This window comes from Acrocarpospora sp. B8E8, assembly GCF_039871605.1.
GTDB lineage: Bacteria > Actinomycetota > Actinomycetes > Streptosporangiales > Streptosporangiaceae > Acrocarpospora > Acrocarpospora macrocephala.
In genome coordinates, this window is the sequence record NZ_JBDPLV010000016.1 from 45,926 (window position 1) to 61,435 (window position 15,510).

Here is a 15,510-nt window from a genome sequence, read left to right on the forward strand (position 1 = left end):
TTAGCGCTTGACGTCGGCTAGCGAGCGCAGCGGCGGGCCCACATAGGTCGCGCTGGGGCGGACGAGCCTGCCCGTGCGCTTCTGCTCCAGGATGTGGGCGGCCCAGCCGGCCGTGCGGGCGCAGGTGAACATCGAAGTGAACATGTGCGAGGGGACGTCGGCGAAGTCCAGGATGACCGCGGCCCAGTACTCCACGTTGGTGGCGAGCACCCGGTCCGGCTTGCGTGCGTGCAACTCTTCCAGCGCGGCCGTCTCCAGCGCCGCCGCCACCTCGTAGCGAGGCGCGTCCAGCTCCTTCGCGGTCCGCCGCAGCACCCGGGCTCGCGGGTCCTCGGCCCGGTACACCCGGTGCCCGAAGCCCATCAGCCGCTGGCCCTTGTCCAGCTCGCTCTGCACCCACTTCCTGGCGTCGCCCATCTGCTCGACGCCCTCGATCATGTGCAGCACCCGGGCCGGGGCGCCGCCGTGCAGCGGGCCCGACATGGCCCCCACCGCGCCGGACAGGGCCGCGGCCACGTCCGCGCCGGTCGAGGCGATCACCCGCGCGGTGAACGTGGAGGCGTTCATGCCGTGCTCGGCGGCCGAGGTCCAGTACGCGTCGATGGCCTTGACATGCCGCGGATCGGGATCGCCCCGCCAGCGGATCATGAAACGCTCGACGATGGTCTCCGCCTCGTCCACCCGCCGCTGCGGCACCATCGGCAGGCCGAGGCCACGGGCGGACTGGGCGACGAACGACAGCGCCGTCACCGAGGCGCGGGCGAGATCGTCGCGGGCCTGGGCGTCGTCGATGTCGAGCAGGGGCCGGAAGCCGTACGCGGGCGCCAGCATGGCCAGAGCGCTCTGCACGTCGACCCGGATGTCACCGGAATGGACAGGAACGGGGTACGGTTCCGCCGGGGGGAGGCCCGGTTCGAACTCGTTGTCGACCAGCAGACCCCAGACGTTCCCGTAGGAGACCCGGCCGACCAGCTCCTCGATGTCGACGCCCCGGTATCGCAGGGCGCCCCCTTCCTTGTCCGGTTCCGCGATCTCGGTCTCGAAAGCCACCACGCCTTCGAGCCCGGGTTTAAAGTCGGACACTCTCGGCCGCCTCCCTCTCTTGTGAAGTCAAAAAGCCTTGATGTCGAGATACCGGCGGGTCAATTTAACCTCCCGCGTTCCTGCGGGTCGCCCCCGGTCCCTCCCGAACGCCGTCGTCCCAGGTAGGGGGTCGTGCGTCAGACATCTACCAAGCGCGCAAGAATACCTTTTCGTGGACAGCGAGACGCACATGGCGGGGCTCCGCCGCAGCTACAACGGCGAGCCCCTGCTCGACGTGGCCGACGACCCGGTGACGCAGTTCACCAGGTGGTTCGCCGACGCGGTCGACGCCGGGCTCCCGGAACCCAATGCCATGATTCTGGCAACCAGCTCGGCCGGGGGAAGACCCTCGGCGCGGACAGTTCTGCTGAAAGGCTTCGACGAGCAAGGTTTCACGTTCTTCACCAACTACGAGTCGCGGAAGGGGCGCGATCTGGCCGAGAACCCGCGCGCGTCGCTGGTCTTCCCGTGGCATGCGATGCGCCGCCAGGTCCGGGTGGAGGGTTCGGCCGTGCGGGTCGCGCGCGAGGAGACCGAGGCCTACTTCCGGTCCCGGCCGTACGGCTCGCGCATCGGGGCGTGGGCCTCCCGGCAGTCGGCCGTGGTGCGGTCGCGGGAGGAACTCGACCAGCGGTATGCCGAGCTGGCCGCGCGGTGGCCGGAGGATCCGCCGGTGCCGGACTTCTGGGGTGGCATCCGGATAGTCCCGAGCGAGATCGAGTTCTGGCAGGGCCAAGCCGACCGCATGCACGACCGCCTCCGCTTCCGCCGCTCCGCCGGCCGCTGGATCCTGGAACGCCTGGCTCCCTAGGTTGCGCCCCCTGATCGTGGGGGACATTTCGTGACGTGGGAGGCTTGGTGATCGTGAGCTTTGCTAAAGGTCTTCTGCGGCGGCACTTCGTCGACACCAGGCCGATCCAGATCCCCGACTACCGCCGTCTCCTGACCGGGCAGGCGGTGGCATTCGTCGGATTCCAGCTCACCGCTGTCGCCGTCAGCGCCGAGGTGTACGCGCTGACCCGCTCCTCGTTCTGGGTCGGCATGCTCGGTCCGGTCGCCCTGGTGCCCCTGATCGTCTTCGGCCTGTGGGGCGGCGCCATCGCCGACGCCATGGACCGCCGCAAGCTCCTGCTGGCCGCCTCCCTGATCAGCTGGTCGGCCACGCTCGTCCTGCTGGTCAACGCCTTCACCCTGAAAAGCGTTTGGGTGATCATGGCGGCGGTGGCCGTACAGTCCACGGGGTTCGCCGTCGCCTCGCCGACCCGAAACGCGATCATTCCCCGGCTGGTGCCCACCCCGCTGGTGCCCGCGGCCAACACGCTCAACTTCCTGTTCAGCAGCATCGCCTCGGTGCTCGGCCCGCTGCTCGGCGGCGTCATCCTCGCGGGCGGCGGGTACGGCTTCGCGTACCTCATCGACGCGGTGCTGTTCACCGCCAGCCTGTACGCGGCGTTGCGGCTGCCGGCGCTGGAGCCGCTCGGCGAGGTGACCGCGCCGGGTTTCCGCGCGGTGGTCGGCGGGCTGCGCTACATCATGGCCACGCCGATCGTGCTCATGTCGTTCGTGGTGGACGTCATCGCGATGGCGTTCGCGATGCCCCGGGCCATGTATCCGGAGATGACCGCGATCAGGTTCGGCGACTCCGGCATCGCCTACGGCTGGCTGTCGGCGGCGATCGCGCTGGGGGCGGTGGCCGGCGGGCTGTTCTCCGGCTGGGTGGGCCGGGTGCGGCGGCAGGGGCTCGCGCTGACGTTCGTGATCGTGGTGTGGGGGCTCACCGTGGCCGCCGCCGGGTTAGCCCAGGCGCTCTGGCTGATGGTGCTGCTGCTGGCCTTCGGCGGCTTCGCGGACCTCGTCTCGGCGGTGTGGCGGCAGACCATCCTCCAGACGTACGCACCCGACGAGATGCGCGGCCGGTTGCAGGGGGTCTTCTTCGTGGTCGTGGCGGGCGGGCCGCGCCTGGGCGATCTCCGGGCGGGCACCACGGCCTCGGCGTTCGGGCTCGTCCCGGCCTGGGTCGGCGGCGGGCTGTTGTGCGCGGTGACGGTGGTGATCGTGGGGCTGTCGGTGTCCTCGTTCCGCCGATATCAGGTTCGGTCCTGAGCTGGCCTCCGGACGTGGAAGGATTCAGATCCCTCGCACGTTGCCAATCGTGCACCGGTTCACCGCTGAGTTCGGCTGAACCCGCTGGTAGGTCGTAGCATCGAGGGCAGACCGGGAGGAAGACGTTGTGACCGCACACGGCCTGATCGACACGACGGAGATGTATCTCCGGACGATCTACGAGCTGGAAGAGGAAGGCATCGTCGCGTTGCGCGCGCGCATCGCCGAACGACTGCAGCAGAGCGGCCCCACGGTCAGCCAGACGGTGGCGCGGATGGAGCGCGACGGCCTGGTCAAAGTGGAGGGCGACCGGCATCTCACCATGACCGACCTCGGGCGCACGCTCGCGATCCGGGTGATGCGCAAGCACCGCCTGGCCGAGTGCCTGCTGATCCAGGTGATCGGCATGCCGTGGGAGGAAGTGCACATCGAGGCGTGCCGGTGGGAGCACGTCATGTCCGACTCGGTGGAAGCCCGGCTGGTGAAGCTGCTGGACAACCCCACCGAATGCCCGCACGGGAACCCCATCCCCGGCCTGGACGAGCTCGGAGCGTCCGGTTTGGAGGAATATGAGGCGGTCTCCGCTATGGCGGATCTGGCCGGACCCCGAGATATACCCGTTGTGGTTCGCCGAATTAGCGAACAAGTGCAAAGCGATCCCGCTGTGATGCTTAAACTCAAGCAAGTTGGGATACAACCCGGACGCGAGGTGACGCTCGCGGCGAGCGACGATGGTGTGCGGGTGACAGGTGACGACGAAGCGGACAACACTCTCGCGGAGCTACCGCGTGATGTCGCCACGCACGTTTTCGTCACCAGACGTTAATCCCAGTGATCCTTTTCGGGAGCCCCTCCTCTCCCACGACAGCGCAGGCTCTGTTCAGGCAGGAGCATCCGTGGTCCGCAAGCCCCGAGGGGTGGTCGTTGGATGAAACGTTGGGGGGATCTGTCGCAGGACACCGCCGACCATCTTTCCGCCGCGTCAGTCCTTGACCACGCGGAGATGGCGGTCGTCGTCACCGACCGTTTCAGTAACGTCCTCTACTGGAACCCGTTCGCGGAGCGCCTGTTCGGGCGGCCCGGCCAGCACGGCATGGACGACGTGCTCTCGCTCGGGATGATGGAGAAGGACCATCCGCTCGCCGTGGATCTGGCCAAACATGTCCTGAAGGGCAATGTTTGGGAAGGCACGTTCGATGTCGTACGCGTCGACGGCACGATGATCTACGTGCGGGCGCAGGCGGTGCCGATGCGGCATCCGTCCGGTTCGGTGACCGGGATCGTGATCACCGCCCGGGAGGCGATGCGCAGCAACGAGCGCGAGAAGGACCGGTTCGGGCTGCTGGAACGCATCGGTGAGCGCCTGGCCGGCTCGTTGTATGTGGAGGAGACCCTCAACCGGGTCGCCGAGATGCTGGTCCCGCAGTTCGCCGACCACTGCTTCATCGAACTGATGGAAGGGGACCGGCTGATCCGCAAGGTGTCCACGCACGTGGGCACCTGGACGCCGCCGCCGGACACCTGGATGCCGGTCGGCTCCGAGATCCGCTACCCGCAGGGCCACTACGGCGACGCCGCCCTGCGCCGCCAGGAGACCATCCTGGTCGAGGACTTCTCCCAGGTCAGCTACCCCTCGCCGAGCGAGGGCGCGGCCCGTCTCTGCGGCGAGATCGGCATGACCTCCGCCATCGTCGCGCCGCTGTGCGCCCGGGGCGAGACCCTCGGCCTGATGTACCTGGCGATGTCCAACCTCACCGACCGCCGCTCCCCGCACTACGACGCCTTTGACCGCGACTTCGTCGGCGCCATCGCGACCCGGGTCGCGCTCGCCGTCGACAACGCGCTGCTGTTCGAGGAGGAACGGCACACCGCCGAGTCCTTCCAGAAGCACCTGCTGCCCCGCGAACTGCCCATGCTGGACGGCCTGGAGATCGCCGTCCGCTATTACCCCGCCGCCCCCCTGGCCAGCCACGGCCAGGGCATCCAGACCCAGGTCGGCGGCGACTGGTATGACGTGATCCCGCTCTCCGCCGGGCGCGTCGGCATCGTCATCGGCGACGTCGAAGGCCGCGGCGCCAAAGCCGCCGCCGTCATGGGCCAGCTCCGCGCCGCACTCCGCGCCTTCGCCCAGGACGACAAACCCCCCGCCGACATCCTGGCCCGCCTCGACGAGTGGACCAGGGTCGTCGCCGCCCCCGAACACGACGACTTCGGCGCCGACGTCACCAGCCCGCCGATCGTCACCTGCCAGTACCTGGTGTACGACGCCTGGTCCCGCCAACTGTCTTTCGCCAACGCCGGCCATTCCCCGCCCCTGCTGATCGTGGACGGCAGCGTCACGGAGCTGGACATCACCGAGGTCGGCCAGCCGCTGGGGGTCCGGGCCTCTGGCATGCACGCCGACCTGGTCTACAAGGAGGAAACCCGGGTCCTGCCACCCGGCGCCACCCTGCTCCTCTACACCGACGGCCTGGTCGACCGCCGTCCCGCGCGCGGCACCGACGAACCTTCCCTGTCGGATGACGAAACCCTGCAGATCCTCTGCGACAAGGTCGCGAAGATCGCCAGCGAGTCGGTCGAACGAATAGCCGACACCGCCACCGTCGCCGTCCCCGGCGAGATCGACGACGACATGGCCATCCTCGTCGTACGGTCGGTCGGCACCGAACTCGAATTCGAGGAACGCACGTTCCCCGCCCAGCCCATCATGGTCGGCGAGGCCCGCCGCATGGCCTCCGAAGCCTTCGCCAGCTGGAACGTCCCCGAAGAACGCGGCGACCTAGCCTGCCTGCTGGTATCCGAGGTGGTCACGAACGTGGTCCTGCACGCGGCGGCGGCCAGCGTGCCCCGCCGCGAACTCGCCCTCGACGGCCCGCCACTCCCATTCGACGAATCCTGGGACGTGCCCGGCCTCGACGAGGATGTCGCCAACGACAAGGAGTTCACCCTGCGCCTGCGGCGCGGCGACGAGTCGATCTGGGTCGAGGTCTTCGACCAGGACCTGCGCCTCCCACGCATCCGCAGCGCCGGCGAGAACGACGAGGGCGGCCGGGGCCTCTACCTGGTCGACCAACTGGCCCGCCGCTGGGGTTCCCGCCCCACCAAAGAGGGCAAGGCCGTCTGGTTCGAGATCCCCCTCGGCGGCCGCTGACTCCACCTCTTGACGTGGTCCCACCCACCCGGGCAGTCGGCACGAGATTTCCACGGTCCGTGGCGGGCGGGCGTCGGTGCTGATCTCCTGGCCAGGTCGATCCCTCTCGGCGGTCGCTAACTTCACCTCTTGATGCGGAGCCAACCCGCGAGATCCCCGGTGCGGGATATCTCATGTTGCGGAGCTTGGCCGCCCGGCGAACTCTGCGCCCATGCGTGACGCGTCGGTGGCGGATTGGGAGATTTCGTCGAGGTGGCTGATGGCTTGGGGTGGCAGTTCGGTGGCAAGTCCGGTGAGGTTGCCGTGGAGTTGGTCGAGGGTGCGGGGGCCGATGATGACGGAGGTGACGCCCGGCCTCTGCCGTACCCAGGCCAGGGCCACGGCCACGGGGGTGGTGTCGAGTTCGGCGGCCGTCTTGACGACCTGGTCGGCGATGTCGAGGTTCGGTTCGTTGAGCAGGCCGTCGGCCCAGGCGCGGGCCATGGGCAGCGGAGACGCTTTCAGCCGGCCCATTCGGGTGTCGGTGTCGGGGGCAGCGCCTCGACGGTAACGGCCGGTCAGCACTCCGCCACCAAGCGGAGACCAGACCAGCGTGCCCAGGCCGTGCCGCCGGCAGGTCGGCAGGATTTCCGCCTCGATACTGCGGGCCAGCAACGAGTATTGCGGCTGGAGGCTGATGAATGGTGTGGCGTTGGCGCGCTGGGCTGCCCACTGGGACTCCACGATCTGGGCTGCGGTGAAGTTCGAGCAGCCGAGGTAGCGGACCTTGCCGGAGCGCATGAAGCCGTCCAGGGTCGCCATGGTCTCGTCGATGGGCGTGGAGTCGTCCCATTGGTGGCACAGGGCTTGCTCGTGTTCCTGGCCCACCAGTGTTTAGTCGGGGGTTCCCCGCCCGGTGATCTCGCCCTCGACGCGCTCCAGTTCGGCGAGTACCTCCCGCTCGTCGGCGGCCAGAATCTCCGCGTCCTCCTTGTCGGCCTCGATCGCTTCCTGCGAGCGCCTGCGGGCGCCGAACTCTCCGTAACGCTCGCACACGATGGCCTCCATGTCCTTGTGGGAGACCTTGCCTGCGTTCTTCAGCAGGGGCAGCTCGTTGAACTCGATGAACCGGTCGGTCTGGACGACCCACTCGGACATGGTGGTGGTCTGCCGACGCTTGGCCCTGCCCTCGGCGAAGTCGAGGAACTGGGTGGTGAGGCGGTTGAAGTCCTCGATCTCATCAGCCGTCAGGTAGTTCTTGGCCACGATGATGTCGCCCTTGCGGACCCGGGTGGCCTTCCAGGACGTGAGGCCCATGTTGGGCTTGTCCGGGTCAGCTCGAGCGAGAACGAGTTCGGCGGAGGTCTGCTCCGTGATGGCGTAGGTCAGCTTGTTCTGGATCTTCGCGTACGCGTCGCGGGACGTGGCGGACGCCGGGTCGTAGTCGAGGCTGGTGGCGAAGACATCCCGGACCTTCTGGTAGAACCGCTTTTCCGACGCCCGGATGTCACGGATCCGCTGGAGGAGCTCGTCGAAGTAGTCGGCCCGCGGGTCCTTCAGGCGCTCGTCGTTCATGGCGAAGCCTTTGACCAGATACTCGCTGAGCACGGTCGTGGCCCACTGACGGAACTGGACGCCACGCGGGGATCGCACACGGTAGCCGACCGCGAGAATCATTTCGAGGTTGTAGATCGTGATCTCGCGTCGGACCTCTCGGTCGCCCTCGAATCGAACTATTTCCATTTTGGAAATAGTTGCCTCTCCGAGCTCGCCCTCCTGGAGGATGTTCGAGATGTGCTTGTTGATGCCGGGGACGCCGGTGTCGAACAGGGCGGCCATCTGTGCCTGCGACAGCCACACCGTTCCGTCGACCGGTCGGAACTGCATCTGTGTGCGCCCATCCTCGGTGGTGTAGAGGATGAGCTCCCCCGGAGCTTCCGTCATCGACCTTTCCTTTCCTCAACCGTCACTTCTCGCCCGTTTCGCCTGCCGCACCCCACCTCCAAGTATGACAGCATGTGGGACAGAGCTATGGACATAAATAGTGCCAAAAATTACCGTCTCAGCCCTTGAAATGCTGGCTGACCTGCGGATATATGTCCGCTAAGGTTGGACATGTGAGAAGACAATACTTGGAGACTCACCCATGGCTCATCTTCGATTTCGACTCGCGCGAACGGCTCGACTTCCGGACCTGGATGCTGCTTGGCGAGGCGATCTCCAAGTTCGAGCACCTCGCCGGCGCGCCGATCCAGCCCGTCCTCGCCGACCGGCTGAACGAGATCTACCTGAGCAAGAGCGTGCACGCGACCACACGGATCGAGGGCAACACCCTCACCGCCGACGAAGTCCTGCAACGCGTACGACATGAACTTGAGTTGCCCCCCTCCCAGGAGTACCTCGGGCAGGAGGTAGACAACATCGTGGCCGCCTACAACCTCATCGAGTTTGACCTCGCCGAAGGCCATTCGCTAGCGCTGACCCGCGAACGTGTCGACGAGCTGAACCGCCTGGTCCTGGACAAAGTCCCAGCGGAGGATGATGTCCATCCCGGCAAGGTACGCACCAAAAACGTCCTGGTCGGCAACTATCGAGGAGCGCCTCCCCAGGACTGCGATCACCTCCTCGACCGCCTCTGCGACTGGCTTGAAATGATGCGGGCGGAAGCGGGAGAGGAGTTACGCCAGCCAGTGGCGATCATCTCGGCGCTGCTGGCTCACCTGTACTTGGCATGGATCCACCCGTTCGGTGACGGTAACGGCCGGACGGCCAGGCTGGTGGAATACCAGCTGCTGCTCAATGCGCGGGCCCCGATGTTGGCCGCCCATCTGCCAGCCAACTTCTACATGCGGACCCGCACCAGGTACTACCAGGTGCTCCAGAAGACCAGCCAGCCACCGTACGATCCGGCGGTCTTCCTGCGTTACGCCATCCAGGGTTTCGTGGAGGAACTCCGCGAGCAAGTGCGGACGATTCAAGGCCACCAACTTGGGGTGGCGTGGGTGAACTACGTCCACGAAACCGTTCAGGACGGTCATACAGCTGCATGCGTCCGGCAGCGGCATCTCGTGCTCGATCTGCCGATGCATGAGTTCACACCCATCAGCAAGATCCCCGAGTTGACCCCGCGCCTCGCCGCCGAGTACGCCAGCAAAACCCGCCGCACCGTGAGCCGGGACGTCAACGCGCTCACCGACGCAGGCCTTCTCCTTCGCACCCGGGCCGGAGTAAGGCCACACATCGAGCAGATGCAGGCGTTCCTTCCCTTACGGGCCGATCTGGAACACACCGACGCCTGAGCCATCGAGGTACAGAACGCCCGCCCCTCCTTCGGTGAATTCAAGGGTTCGTCGCAACACCAGTGATCAACCGGTTGTCGCCAGAAGCTTGGCGAGGCGCTCGGCTGGGGTTTCCCAGCCGAGCGTTTTGCGTGGCCGGCCGTCGCAGAAGCCGAGCGTGCAAGGAGCACGGCGGCGCACACATGTCTCCCAGACGCTCCTGGACGACACGGACTCAATAGCCTTACCTGGACGTGGTAGCGGCTCTAACCTGCACTTCCTAGACTGGGCCGCATCCATTGGACGCGCGTGAGGTCACTCGGAGTTATGGAGCTTGTGTATGAGCGCAGGGGGTCTGGGCCGCCGTTGGTGTTGATGCATGGGATTGGGCATCACTGGCAGGTGTGGGCGCCGGTTCTTGATCTGCTGGCTGAGCGGTTTGATGTGATCGCCGTGGATCTGCCTGGGTTTGGGGCTTCGCCGCCGTTGCCGCCTGGGTTGCCGTACAACGCGGAGACGCTGGCGTATGCGGTGGAGGCGTTCTGGGGGCGGTTGGGGGTTTCTGAGCCACACGTCGCCGGGAGTTCGCTGGGCGGGTATCTGGCGTTGGACATGGCTTCGCGGGGGGTTGTGCTGTCGGCTACCGCGTTTTCGCCGGTGGGGTTCTGGTCGCGGTCTGAGCTGTTCTACGGGCGGTCGGTGTTGCGGCTGCTGCGTGCGGCGGCGATGGGGTCGCCGCCGGAGCTGGTGGGATCGCCGGTGGGGCGGGCTTTCACGGGCGGGTTCCTGGTTTCGAAGCCGTCGCGGGTGTCCCAGAAGGAACTGGTGTCTGCGGTTGGCGCCTTGCGGAAGTCGGTCGGGTTCGATGACACGCTCGACTCGTTCCTGTGGATGGCGCCGCCTCCGCCGCCGAAAGTGCCGATCATGGTGGCCTGGGGGGAGCATGACCGGTTGTTGCCCCGTCGGCAGGCCGTCAGGGCGGGCCGGTGGGCCCAGCAGCGGGTCATGTTGCTCAAAGGGTGCGGTCACCTGCCGATGAGCGACGATCCGGAACTGGTAGCCCGGGTGATCATGGACGGAGCGCGCGAATCGATCCGATCAGTCGGGTAGTCAGAGACAGGCGCGCGACTCGATCCATCAGTCGGGTGATCATGGGCGGAGCGGGCGAACTGAGCCGACCAGGCGGTTGATGTCCGGCCAGAGCCGTTTGTGGGTGTCCGGGACGGTGATCCAGAGGATGCCGGGGCGGCTCCCGCCCGTGTCCACGACGATCACCGCCGACAGTTCGATCCGCGCCTTGCGGCCGGCGTCGCTTTCGGGCATCCGCATCTGCCGGACGATCACCCAGCCGTTCTTGATCGGCTGGGAGGCCACGTCCACTCCGGCCGTGTTGTCGGGAAAGCTCCGGCTCTGCTTGGAGTCGAGGGTCGCGGCGGCGATGTCGTACAGGCTCTCCCCGGGAGCCGGTTCGGCGGTGTGGCGCTGGCTGTCGATGTCGGCCCACCACTGGCGGTCCAGGTCAGGGCCGTACTCCTCGGTGACGAACGTCTGGCGCCTGCTGTAGGTGCCATCGACGATCGGCCCGGTTCCGAGTGGTTTGCTCCGTCCCCAGGGCTTTCCGAGTTCGGCGAACGTGAGCCGCGCCTTCTTGTCCGTGACCTGGCCGATCACCGGAGAGCCCGTCCCGGGGAATCGTTTCAGCCGGACGATCTCGCCTTCGGGGATGCGCTTGACTTCCATCGTCGGAGTAGGGCTGGGGCTCGGAGTAGGCGGTTCGACCGGAGTGGCGACCACTACCTCAGGGGTCGGAACCACGTTGATCGTCGGGGGCGGTGGCATCACGGCAACCGGATCCGGTTCGCCCGAGCCGACAGTTAGCGAGATGCCCACCACAACCTGGGTGATCAGCAGAGCCGAGCCGACGACGTTCACGGCGGTGGGAACGCGGCCGAAGATCTTCTCGGCCCGGGGGGAGACCTTGGGCATCAGCTGGCCTCGGGCAGCAGCACGAGCCCGGCCCGGCGGGCGTCCTTGACGCTCTCGCGGAGCGCGGCCTCGACCAGGCGGGCACGTTCGGTCATCGCGTCGATCTCCCCGGCGGCCAGGCGGTCCCGCACCGTCCTGGCCAGCAGCTCCCGGTACGCGTCGCTGTCCTCAGCCAGGTCCTGGAGCGTACGCCACTCGACATACGCCTCATCCGCCGCCATCGTCCGCAACGCGTAGTCCTCCAGCGCGTCCACCCGCTCAGCCAGCGACTCGGCGGCCAGCCGCAACGCGTCCTGATGCGAGTCGAGCATGGTGGAGATCCGGTCGGTGACCTTTCCTTTCCGTACGGAGCGCTGCTCGCGGCGGAGCCGGGTCATCTCGGCCAGTGTTTCCGCGATCTCCCATTCCTGGCGAGGGAGGGTGACCCGGTTGGCGATGTCGTCCAGCAGCCCGGCCTCGTTGACCTTGGATTCCAGCACGGCGGCGACGGCGGCCTGGGCGCGCTTCATCAGGGCGGCGTCCTCCCGGTCGAAGTCCGCGGCCAGCCGGAAGCGGCCACGGTGACGGCGGGCCAGGCGGCTCACCGGGGACTCGCCGGACAGCGCGAGCAGGAGCAGGAAGGCGACGAGCTCGATCGTGAGGCCGGTCAGGAACATGGCGGTGAAGCCGTACCCGATCCAGACGGCGAGCAGGCCGGCTTGCAGGAGCAGGCCGCCGATGAGGGCGAGGCGGCCGTAGAGGGGGGCGACGAGGGCGGGGAGGAATCCCCACAAGGAGGCCGAAAGCAGGCTGGCCCAGGCGTCGGCGGGCACGCGGCCACCCCAGCGGGGGCGGGCCTGCGGGGTGTTCAGGAACTCGGGATGGGCCGCCATCTTGGCACGGTCCGACGCCGGGAGCTCCGGGTCCAGGATCGGGTTCATCCGACGGTTTGACCCCAGATCAGGAGCATGGTGATGACGAACACGATCATGACTCCGGCGTACGCGACATTGCCCAACCGGAAGAACCTGCGCACCTTGTTCAGCAACCAGACGAACAGGAACGCCAGGAAGATCAGGAGAATCAGCCCGGTGGTGTCCATGGGCTCATTATGAGCGGATATCCGGGCCAGTGGCGGGCATCAGTCAGAAGCCGAAAGAGCGGCCGATGATTTCCTTCATGATCTCGGTGGTGCCGCCGTAGATCGTCTGGACGCGGCTGTCCAGCCAGGCCCGGGCGACCGGGTATTCGGTCATGTAGCCGTAGCCGCCGTGCAGCTGCACGCAGCGGTCGATGAGCTTGGTCTGGAGCTCGGTAGTCCACCACTTGGCCTTGGCGGCGTCCACCGCCGTGAACTCGCCGGCGTTCAGGGCGAGGATGCACTTGTCGATGTAAAGCCGGGCGATGTCCACTTCGGTCGCCAGTTCGGCCAGGACGAACCGGGTGTTCTGGAACGAGCCCAGATTGCGGCCGAACGCCTGCCGGGTCTTGCAGTAGTCGATGGTCATCGCCAGCACCGCCTCCGCCGCCGCGACCGCGGCAACCGCGATCGACAGGCGCTCCTGCGGGAGGTTCTTCATCAGGTGGAAGAAACCGTGGCCGTCCTCGTCGCCGAGCCGGTTGGCGGCCGGGACCCGGACGTTCTCGAAGAACAGCTCGGCGGTGTCCTGGGCGTGCATGCCGACCTTGTCCAGGTTGCGGCCCCGGACGAAGCCCTCCATGCCGCGCTCGACCACGAACAGCGTGGTGCCGCGCGCTCCAGCGGTGGGGTCGGTCTTGGTGACCACGACGACCAGGTCGGAGTTGATGCCGTTGGTGATGAACGTCTTCTGGCCGTTGACGATGTAGTCGTCGCCCTCGCGGATGGCGGTGGTGCGGATGCCCTGCAGGTCGCTGCCCGCGCCCGGCTCGGTCATCGCGATCGCCGTGATCAGCTCACCGGAGGCGAAACCGGGCAGCCAGCGCTGCTTCTGCTCGTCGTTGGTGAGATCCACGAAGTACGGCGCCATCACGTCGTTGTGCAGCGAGAAGCCGATGCCGGACGTGCCGGCCCGCATGATCTCCTCGACGATGACCGCGTTGTAGCGGAAGTCGGTGATGCCGGCGCCGCCGAACTCCTCGGGCACGCCGAAGCCGAACATGCCCAGCTTTCCGGCCGATTTCCAGACTTCGCGGGGGATGATGCCGTCCTTCTCCCACTGGGGGTGGTGCGGGACGACCTCGCGGGCCAGGAACTCGCGCACGGTCTCACGGAAGAGCTCGTGCTCTTCGTCGAAGAGGTCACGCTGCATCGGGTACGCCTTCCGGGGTTCGGGCCGCTTCCGCCGTGGCCAGAATACGATTCGGTTTCGTGTGGGTACACCGTTCTGGAGGATTCGTACCCGCCCTCCGGTCTCCGACGATCTCCTCAAACGTTCCTTCTGTTACAACTGGGCCACATCTCGTCGAACTGGTGCTGAAGTGGCTGCTGGGGCATCCTCGAACCCCCTAGGCTCTCGCCTGATTCGTGTTGAGTGGTCCGATCTGGGCCGATCTTCGACCACTTGGGGTGTGCGGTGTTCAGGCGGCGATCAGTACTCCGACAAGCAGCGGTCGCGTCCACAGTTGGCCTCCTGGGAAGCACACTGTTACTGACCTCATCGGCCGAGGCTGTGGATACCGGACACCATCACTTCGTGTATCGCTGTGAGCTGGGACCCAAGCAGGGCGCGCTGCTCGGTGCGAGTCCAGTTGATATTGATGTCACCATTTCGGTCCCTGAAACGGTCTTTGTCGGTCAGGCGCTGCAGATCGGATGGTCGATCAAGCAGCCTGCTAGCGGATCAAGCCTGAAGTTCCCGAACGACTACATCGCGGGAGGGAAGGTCTCCGCCCTGGGTCGTGTCAACGTGAGTGGTCTGCTGAACGGGAGCCTGGATTCCTTGGGCGCAACGGCTGCGCTCCCCGCATTGAAGGCAAAGGACAACGTCACCTACCCTGACCTGTCCTCGGGTACTGCGGCGACTGACAAGGAGGGCCAGATCTCGGTTGCACCGGGAGGGCTGAGGATTTCCTTCACTCCGCCGAAGTCGAAGATCGAGGTCAACGACAACGTTTCGCGCACCGCGTCCGCGCCGGTGCCTCAGCCAGCCCACACTGAAGGGCCGATCGCGTACCCCTCCGGATGGGGTTACGACACAGGCAGGGCCAGCAACACAGACATCAAGTGGGGCGACGACAAGCGCGACCGCAAGGACGACATTCACCTGAACACCGCCACCGGTTCCGCGACCATCGACTTCGAGGGCACCGGAATCGAATACGTCGGCGAGCGTCACCGGCTCTATGGTGATGTCCAGGTTCAGGTGCTGAATCCTGCGGATAACGGGCCGATCACTGGGCATCCTGAGGAAACGGTCCGCCCCTGGCAGAAGTCGGCCACGAACCCCGAACCGGTCGACGCGAACACGTGGTTCGCGGATCAGATCCTTTGGAGCAAGACCGGCCTTCCGTATGGCAAGTACCGCGCGAGGATCTCTTACGATCATGATCCGGCGCGCACCTTCGTCGTCGTGGACGGTTTCAACGTCCTGACGCAGGAACTCGCTACTCCGCCGCAATACTTCGATGTCCTCTGTGAGCCCCCAGCAGGGGCGGTACCTGCCACGGTGAAGGTCGTCAAGCCTTCGGCCACTCCGACGCCTACTACTACCCGGACGGCGACGGTGACGCCGACGCCGAAGCCCACTACGACGGTTACGGTGACGTCGTCCGCTTCTACCAGTCAGTCGCCGCAGGTGATTGTGACTCCTAAGGGTGGGGCGCAGACCGGGGAGATGGCGGTTGGCGGGCCTTCGGGGCGGGTTTATGTGTGGTTCGGGATTGTGCTGGTGTTGGGGAGCGTTGGCGCGGGGCTGGTTTGGCGGCGGCGTGTCAGGGCGGATTCCGGGCGCGTGGGCTGAGGTCGTCGGG

At 66.6% G+C, this 15,510-nt stretch carries 14 protein-coding genes; 7 read left to right on the forward strand and 7 right to left on the reverse strand.

The genetic code is table 11. The features are described from left to right. Complete coding sequence (locus ABGB08_RS17645; protein ID WP_155359838.1) at positions 1-1,083, reverse strand: citrate synthase 2; 1,083 nt, start codon at positions 1,081-1,083, stop codon at positions 1-3. A gap of 190 nt (positions 1,084-1,273) precedes the next feature. Here ABGB08_RS17645 and pdxH point away from each other — a divergent pair, with 190 nt between their 5' ends. The 4 genes from pdxH (at position 1,274) to ABGB08_RS17665 (ending at position 6,337) form a co-directional block, all read left to right on the forward strand. Further along, positions 1,274-1,894 (forward strand): pyridoxamine 5'-phosphate oxidase, encoded by a 621-nt coding sequence (gene pdxH / locus ABGB08_RS17650; protein ID WP_347591753.1) that lies wholly within the window; start codon positions 1,274-1,276, stop codon positions 1,892-1,894. Positions 1,895-1,947: 53 nt separating this feature from the next. Then, positions 1,948-3,186, forward strand: a complete 1,239-nt coding sequence (locus ABGB08_RS17655) for an MFS transporter (RefSeq protein ID WP_347591557.1) — start codon at positions 1,948-1,950, stop codon at positions 3,184-3,186. Positions 3,187-3,313: 127 nt separating this feature from the next. Further along, the gene (locus ABGB08_RS17660; protein WP_155359840.1) at positions 3,314-4,012 is read left to right on the forward strand and encodes a metal-dependent transcriptional regulator; all 699 of its coding nucleotides are present in this window, start codon (positions 3,314-3,316) and stop codon (positions 4,010-4,012) included. A 102-nt stretch (positions 4,013-4,114) separates the two neighbouring features. Next, positions 4,115-6,337: a SpoIIE family protein phosphatase gene (locus ABGB08_RS17665; protein WP_155359841.1), complete on the forward strand. Its 2,223-nt coding sequence runs from the start codon at positions 4,115-4,117 to the stop codon at positions 6,335-6,337. 171 nt (positions 6,338-6,508) lie between these two features. On the opposite strand, the gene ABGB08_RS17670 is transcribed toward ABGB08_RS17665, so the two are convergent. Together ABGB08_RS17670 and ABGB08_RS17675 are read right to left on the reverse strand one after the other, a co-directional pair. Continuing rightward, on the reverse strand, positions 6,509-7,204 hold the full coding sequence (locus tag ABGB08_RS17670) for an aldo/keto reductase (RefSeq protein WP_347591560.1): 696 nt from the start codon (positions 7,202-7,204) through the stop codon (positions 6,509-6,511). A gap of 6 nt (positions 7,205-7,210) precedes the next feature. Next, on the reverse strand, positions 7,211-8,260 hold the full coding sequence (locus ABGB08_RS17675; protein ID WP_347591562.1) for a virulence RhuM family protein: 1,050 nt from the start codon (positions 8,258-8,260) through the stop codon (positions 7,211-7,213). A gap of 188 nt (positions 8,261-8,448) precedes the next feature. Here ABGB08_RS17675 and ABGB08_RS17680 point away from each other — a divergent pair, with 188 nt between their 5' ends. Continuing rightward, on the forward strand, positions 8,449-9,615 hold the full coding sequence (locus tag ABGB08_RS17680) for a Fic family protein (protein WP_347591564.1): 1,167 nt from the start codon (positions 8,449-8,451) through the stop codon (positions 9,613-9,615). Between the two features lie 306 nt (positions 9,616-9,921). Beyond that, positions 9,922-10,704 carry an alpha/beta hydrolase gene (locus ABGB08_RS17685; protein WP_347591566.1) on the forward strand — a complete coding sequence of 261 codons (783 nt, stop codon included), beginning with the start codon at positions 9,922-9,924 and terminating at the stop codon, positions 10,702-10,704. Positions 10,705-10,743: 39 nt separating this feature from the next. Here the strand turns inward: ABGB08_RS17685 and ABGB08_RS17690 are convergent, their stop codons facing one another. The 4 genes from ABGB08_RS17690 to ABGB08_RS17705 are packed head-to-tail and all read right to left on the reverse strand — an operon-like array spanning position 10,744 to position 13,850. Then, positions 10,744-11,580: a hypothetical protein gene (locus tag ABGB08_RS17690; RefSeq protein WP_347591568.1), complete on the reverse strand. Its 837-nt coding sequence runs from the start codon at positions 11,578-11,580 to the stop codon at positions 10,744-10,746. Further along, entirely contained in the window at positions 11,580-12,500 is a 921-nt protein-coding gene (locus ABGB08_RS17695) for a hypothetical protein (protein ID WP_347591570.1), read from the reverse strand. Before ABGB08_RS17695 ends, ABGB08_RS17690 begins: the two co-directional genes overlap by 1 nt. Continuing rightward, positions 12,497-12,661 (reverse strand): hypothetical protein, encoded by a 165-nt coding sequence (locus tag ABGB08_RS17700; RefSeq protein WP_347591572.1) that lies wholly within the window; start codon positions 12,659-12,661, stop codon positions 12,497-12,499. The genes ABGB08_RS17695 and ABGB08_RS17700 overlap by 4 nt, the downstream gene beginning before the upstream one ends. 43 nt (positions 12,662-12,704) lie before the next feature. Then, entirely contained in the window at positions 12,705-13,850 is a 1,146-nt protein-coding gene (locus tag ABGB08_RS17705; protein ID WP_347591574.1) for an acyl-CoA dehydrogenase family protein, read from the reverse strand. Between the two features lie 384 nt (positions 13,851-14,234). On the opposite strand from ABGB08_RS17705, the gene ABGB08_RS17710 reads away from it, so the two are divergent. Further along, entirely contained in the window at positions 14,235-15,500 is a 1,266-nt protein-coding gene (locus tag ABGB08_RS17710; protein WP_347591576.1) for a hypothetical protein, read from the forward strand. Positions 15,501-15,510 lie beyond the last annotated feature (10 nt).

Bases quoted from the DNA above. Each gene is read 5' to 3' on its own strand.
- ABGB08_RS17665 (WP_155359841.1), top strand. From the start codon at position 4,115: ATGAAACGTTGGGGGGATCTGTCGCAGGACACCGCCGACCATCTTTCC.
- ABGB08_RS17695 (WP_347591570.1), bottom strand. From the start codon at position 12,500: ATGAACCCGATCCTGGACCCGGAGCTCCCGGCGTCGGACCGTGCCAAG.
- ABGB08_RS17700 (WP_347591572.1), bottom strand. From the start codon at position 12,661: ATGGACACCACCGGGCTGATTCTCCTGATCTTCCTGGCGTTCCTGTTC.
- ABGB08_RS17705 (WP_347591574.1), bottom strand. From the start codon at position 13,850: ATGCAGCGTGACCTCTTCGACGAAGAGCACGAGCTCTTCCGTGAGACC.
- ABGB08_RS17690 (WP_347591568.1), bottom strand. From the start codon at position 11,580: ATGCCCAAGGTCTCCCCCCGGGCCGAGAAGATCTTCGGCCGCGTTCCC.
- pdxH (WP_347591753.1), top strand. From the start codon at position 1,274: ATGGCGGGGCTCCGCCGCAGCTACAACGGCGAGCCCCTGCTCGACGTG.
- ABGB08_RS17685 (WP_347591566.1), top strand. From the start codon at position 9,922: ATGGAGCTTGTGTATGAGCGCAGGGGGTCTGGGCCGCCGTTGGTGTTG.
- ABGB08_RS17675 (WP_347591562.1), bottom strand. From the start codon at position 8,260: ATGACGGAAGCTCCGGGGGAGCTCATCCTCTACACCACCGAGGATGGG.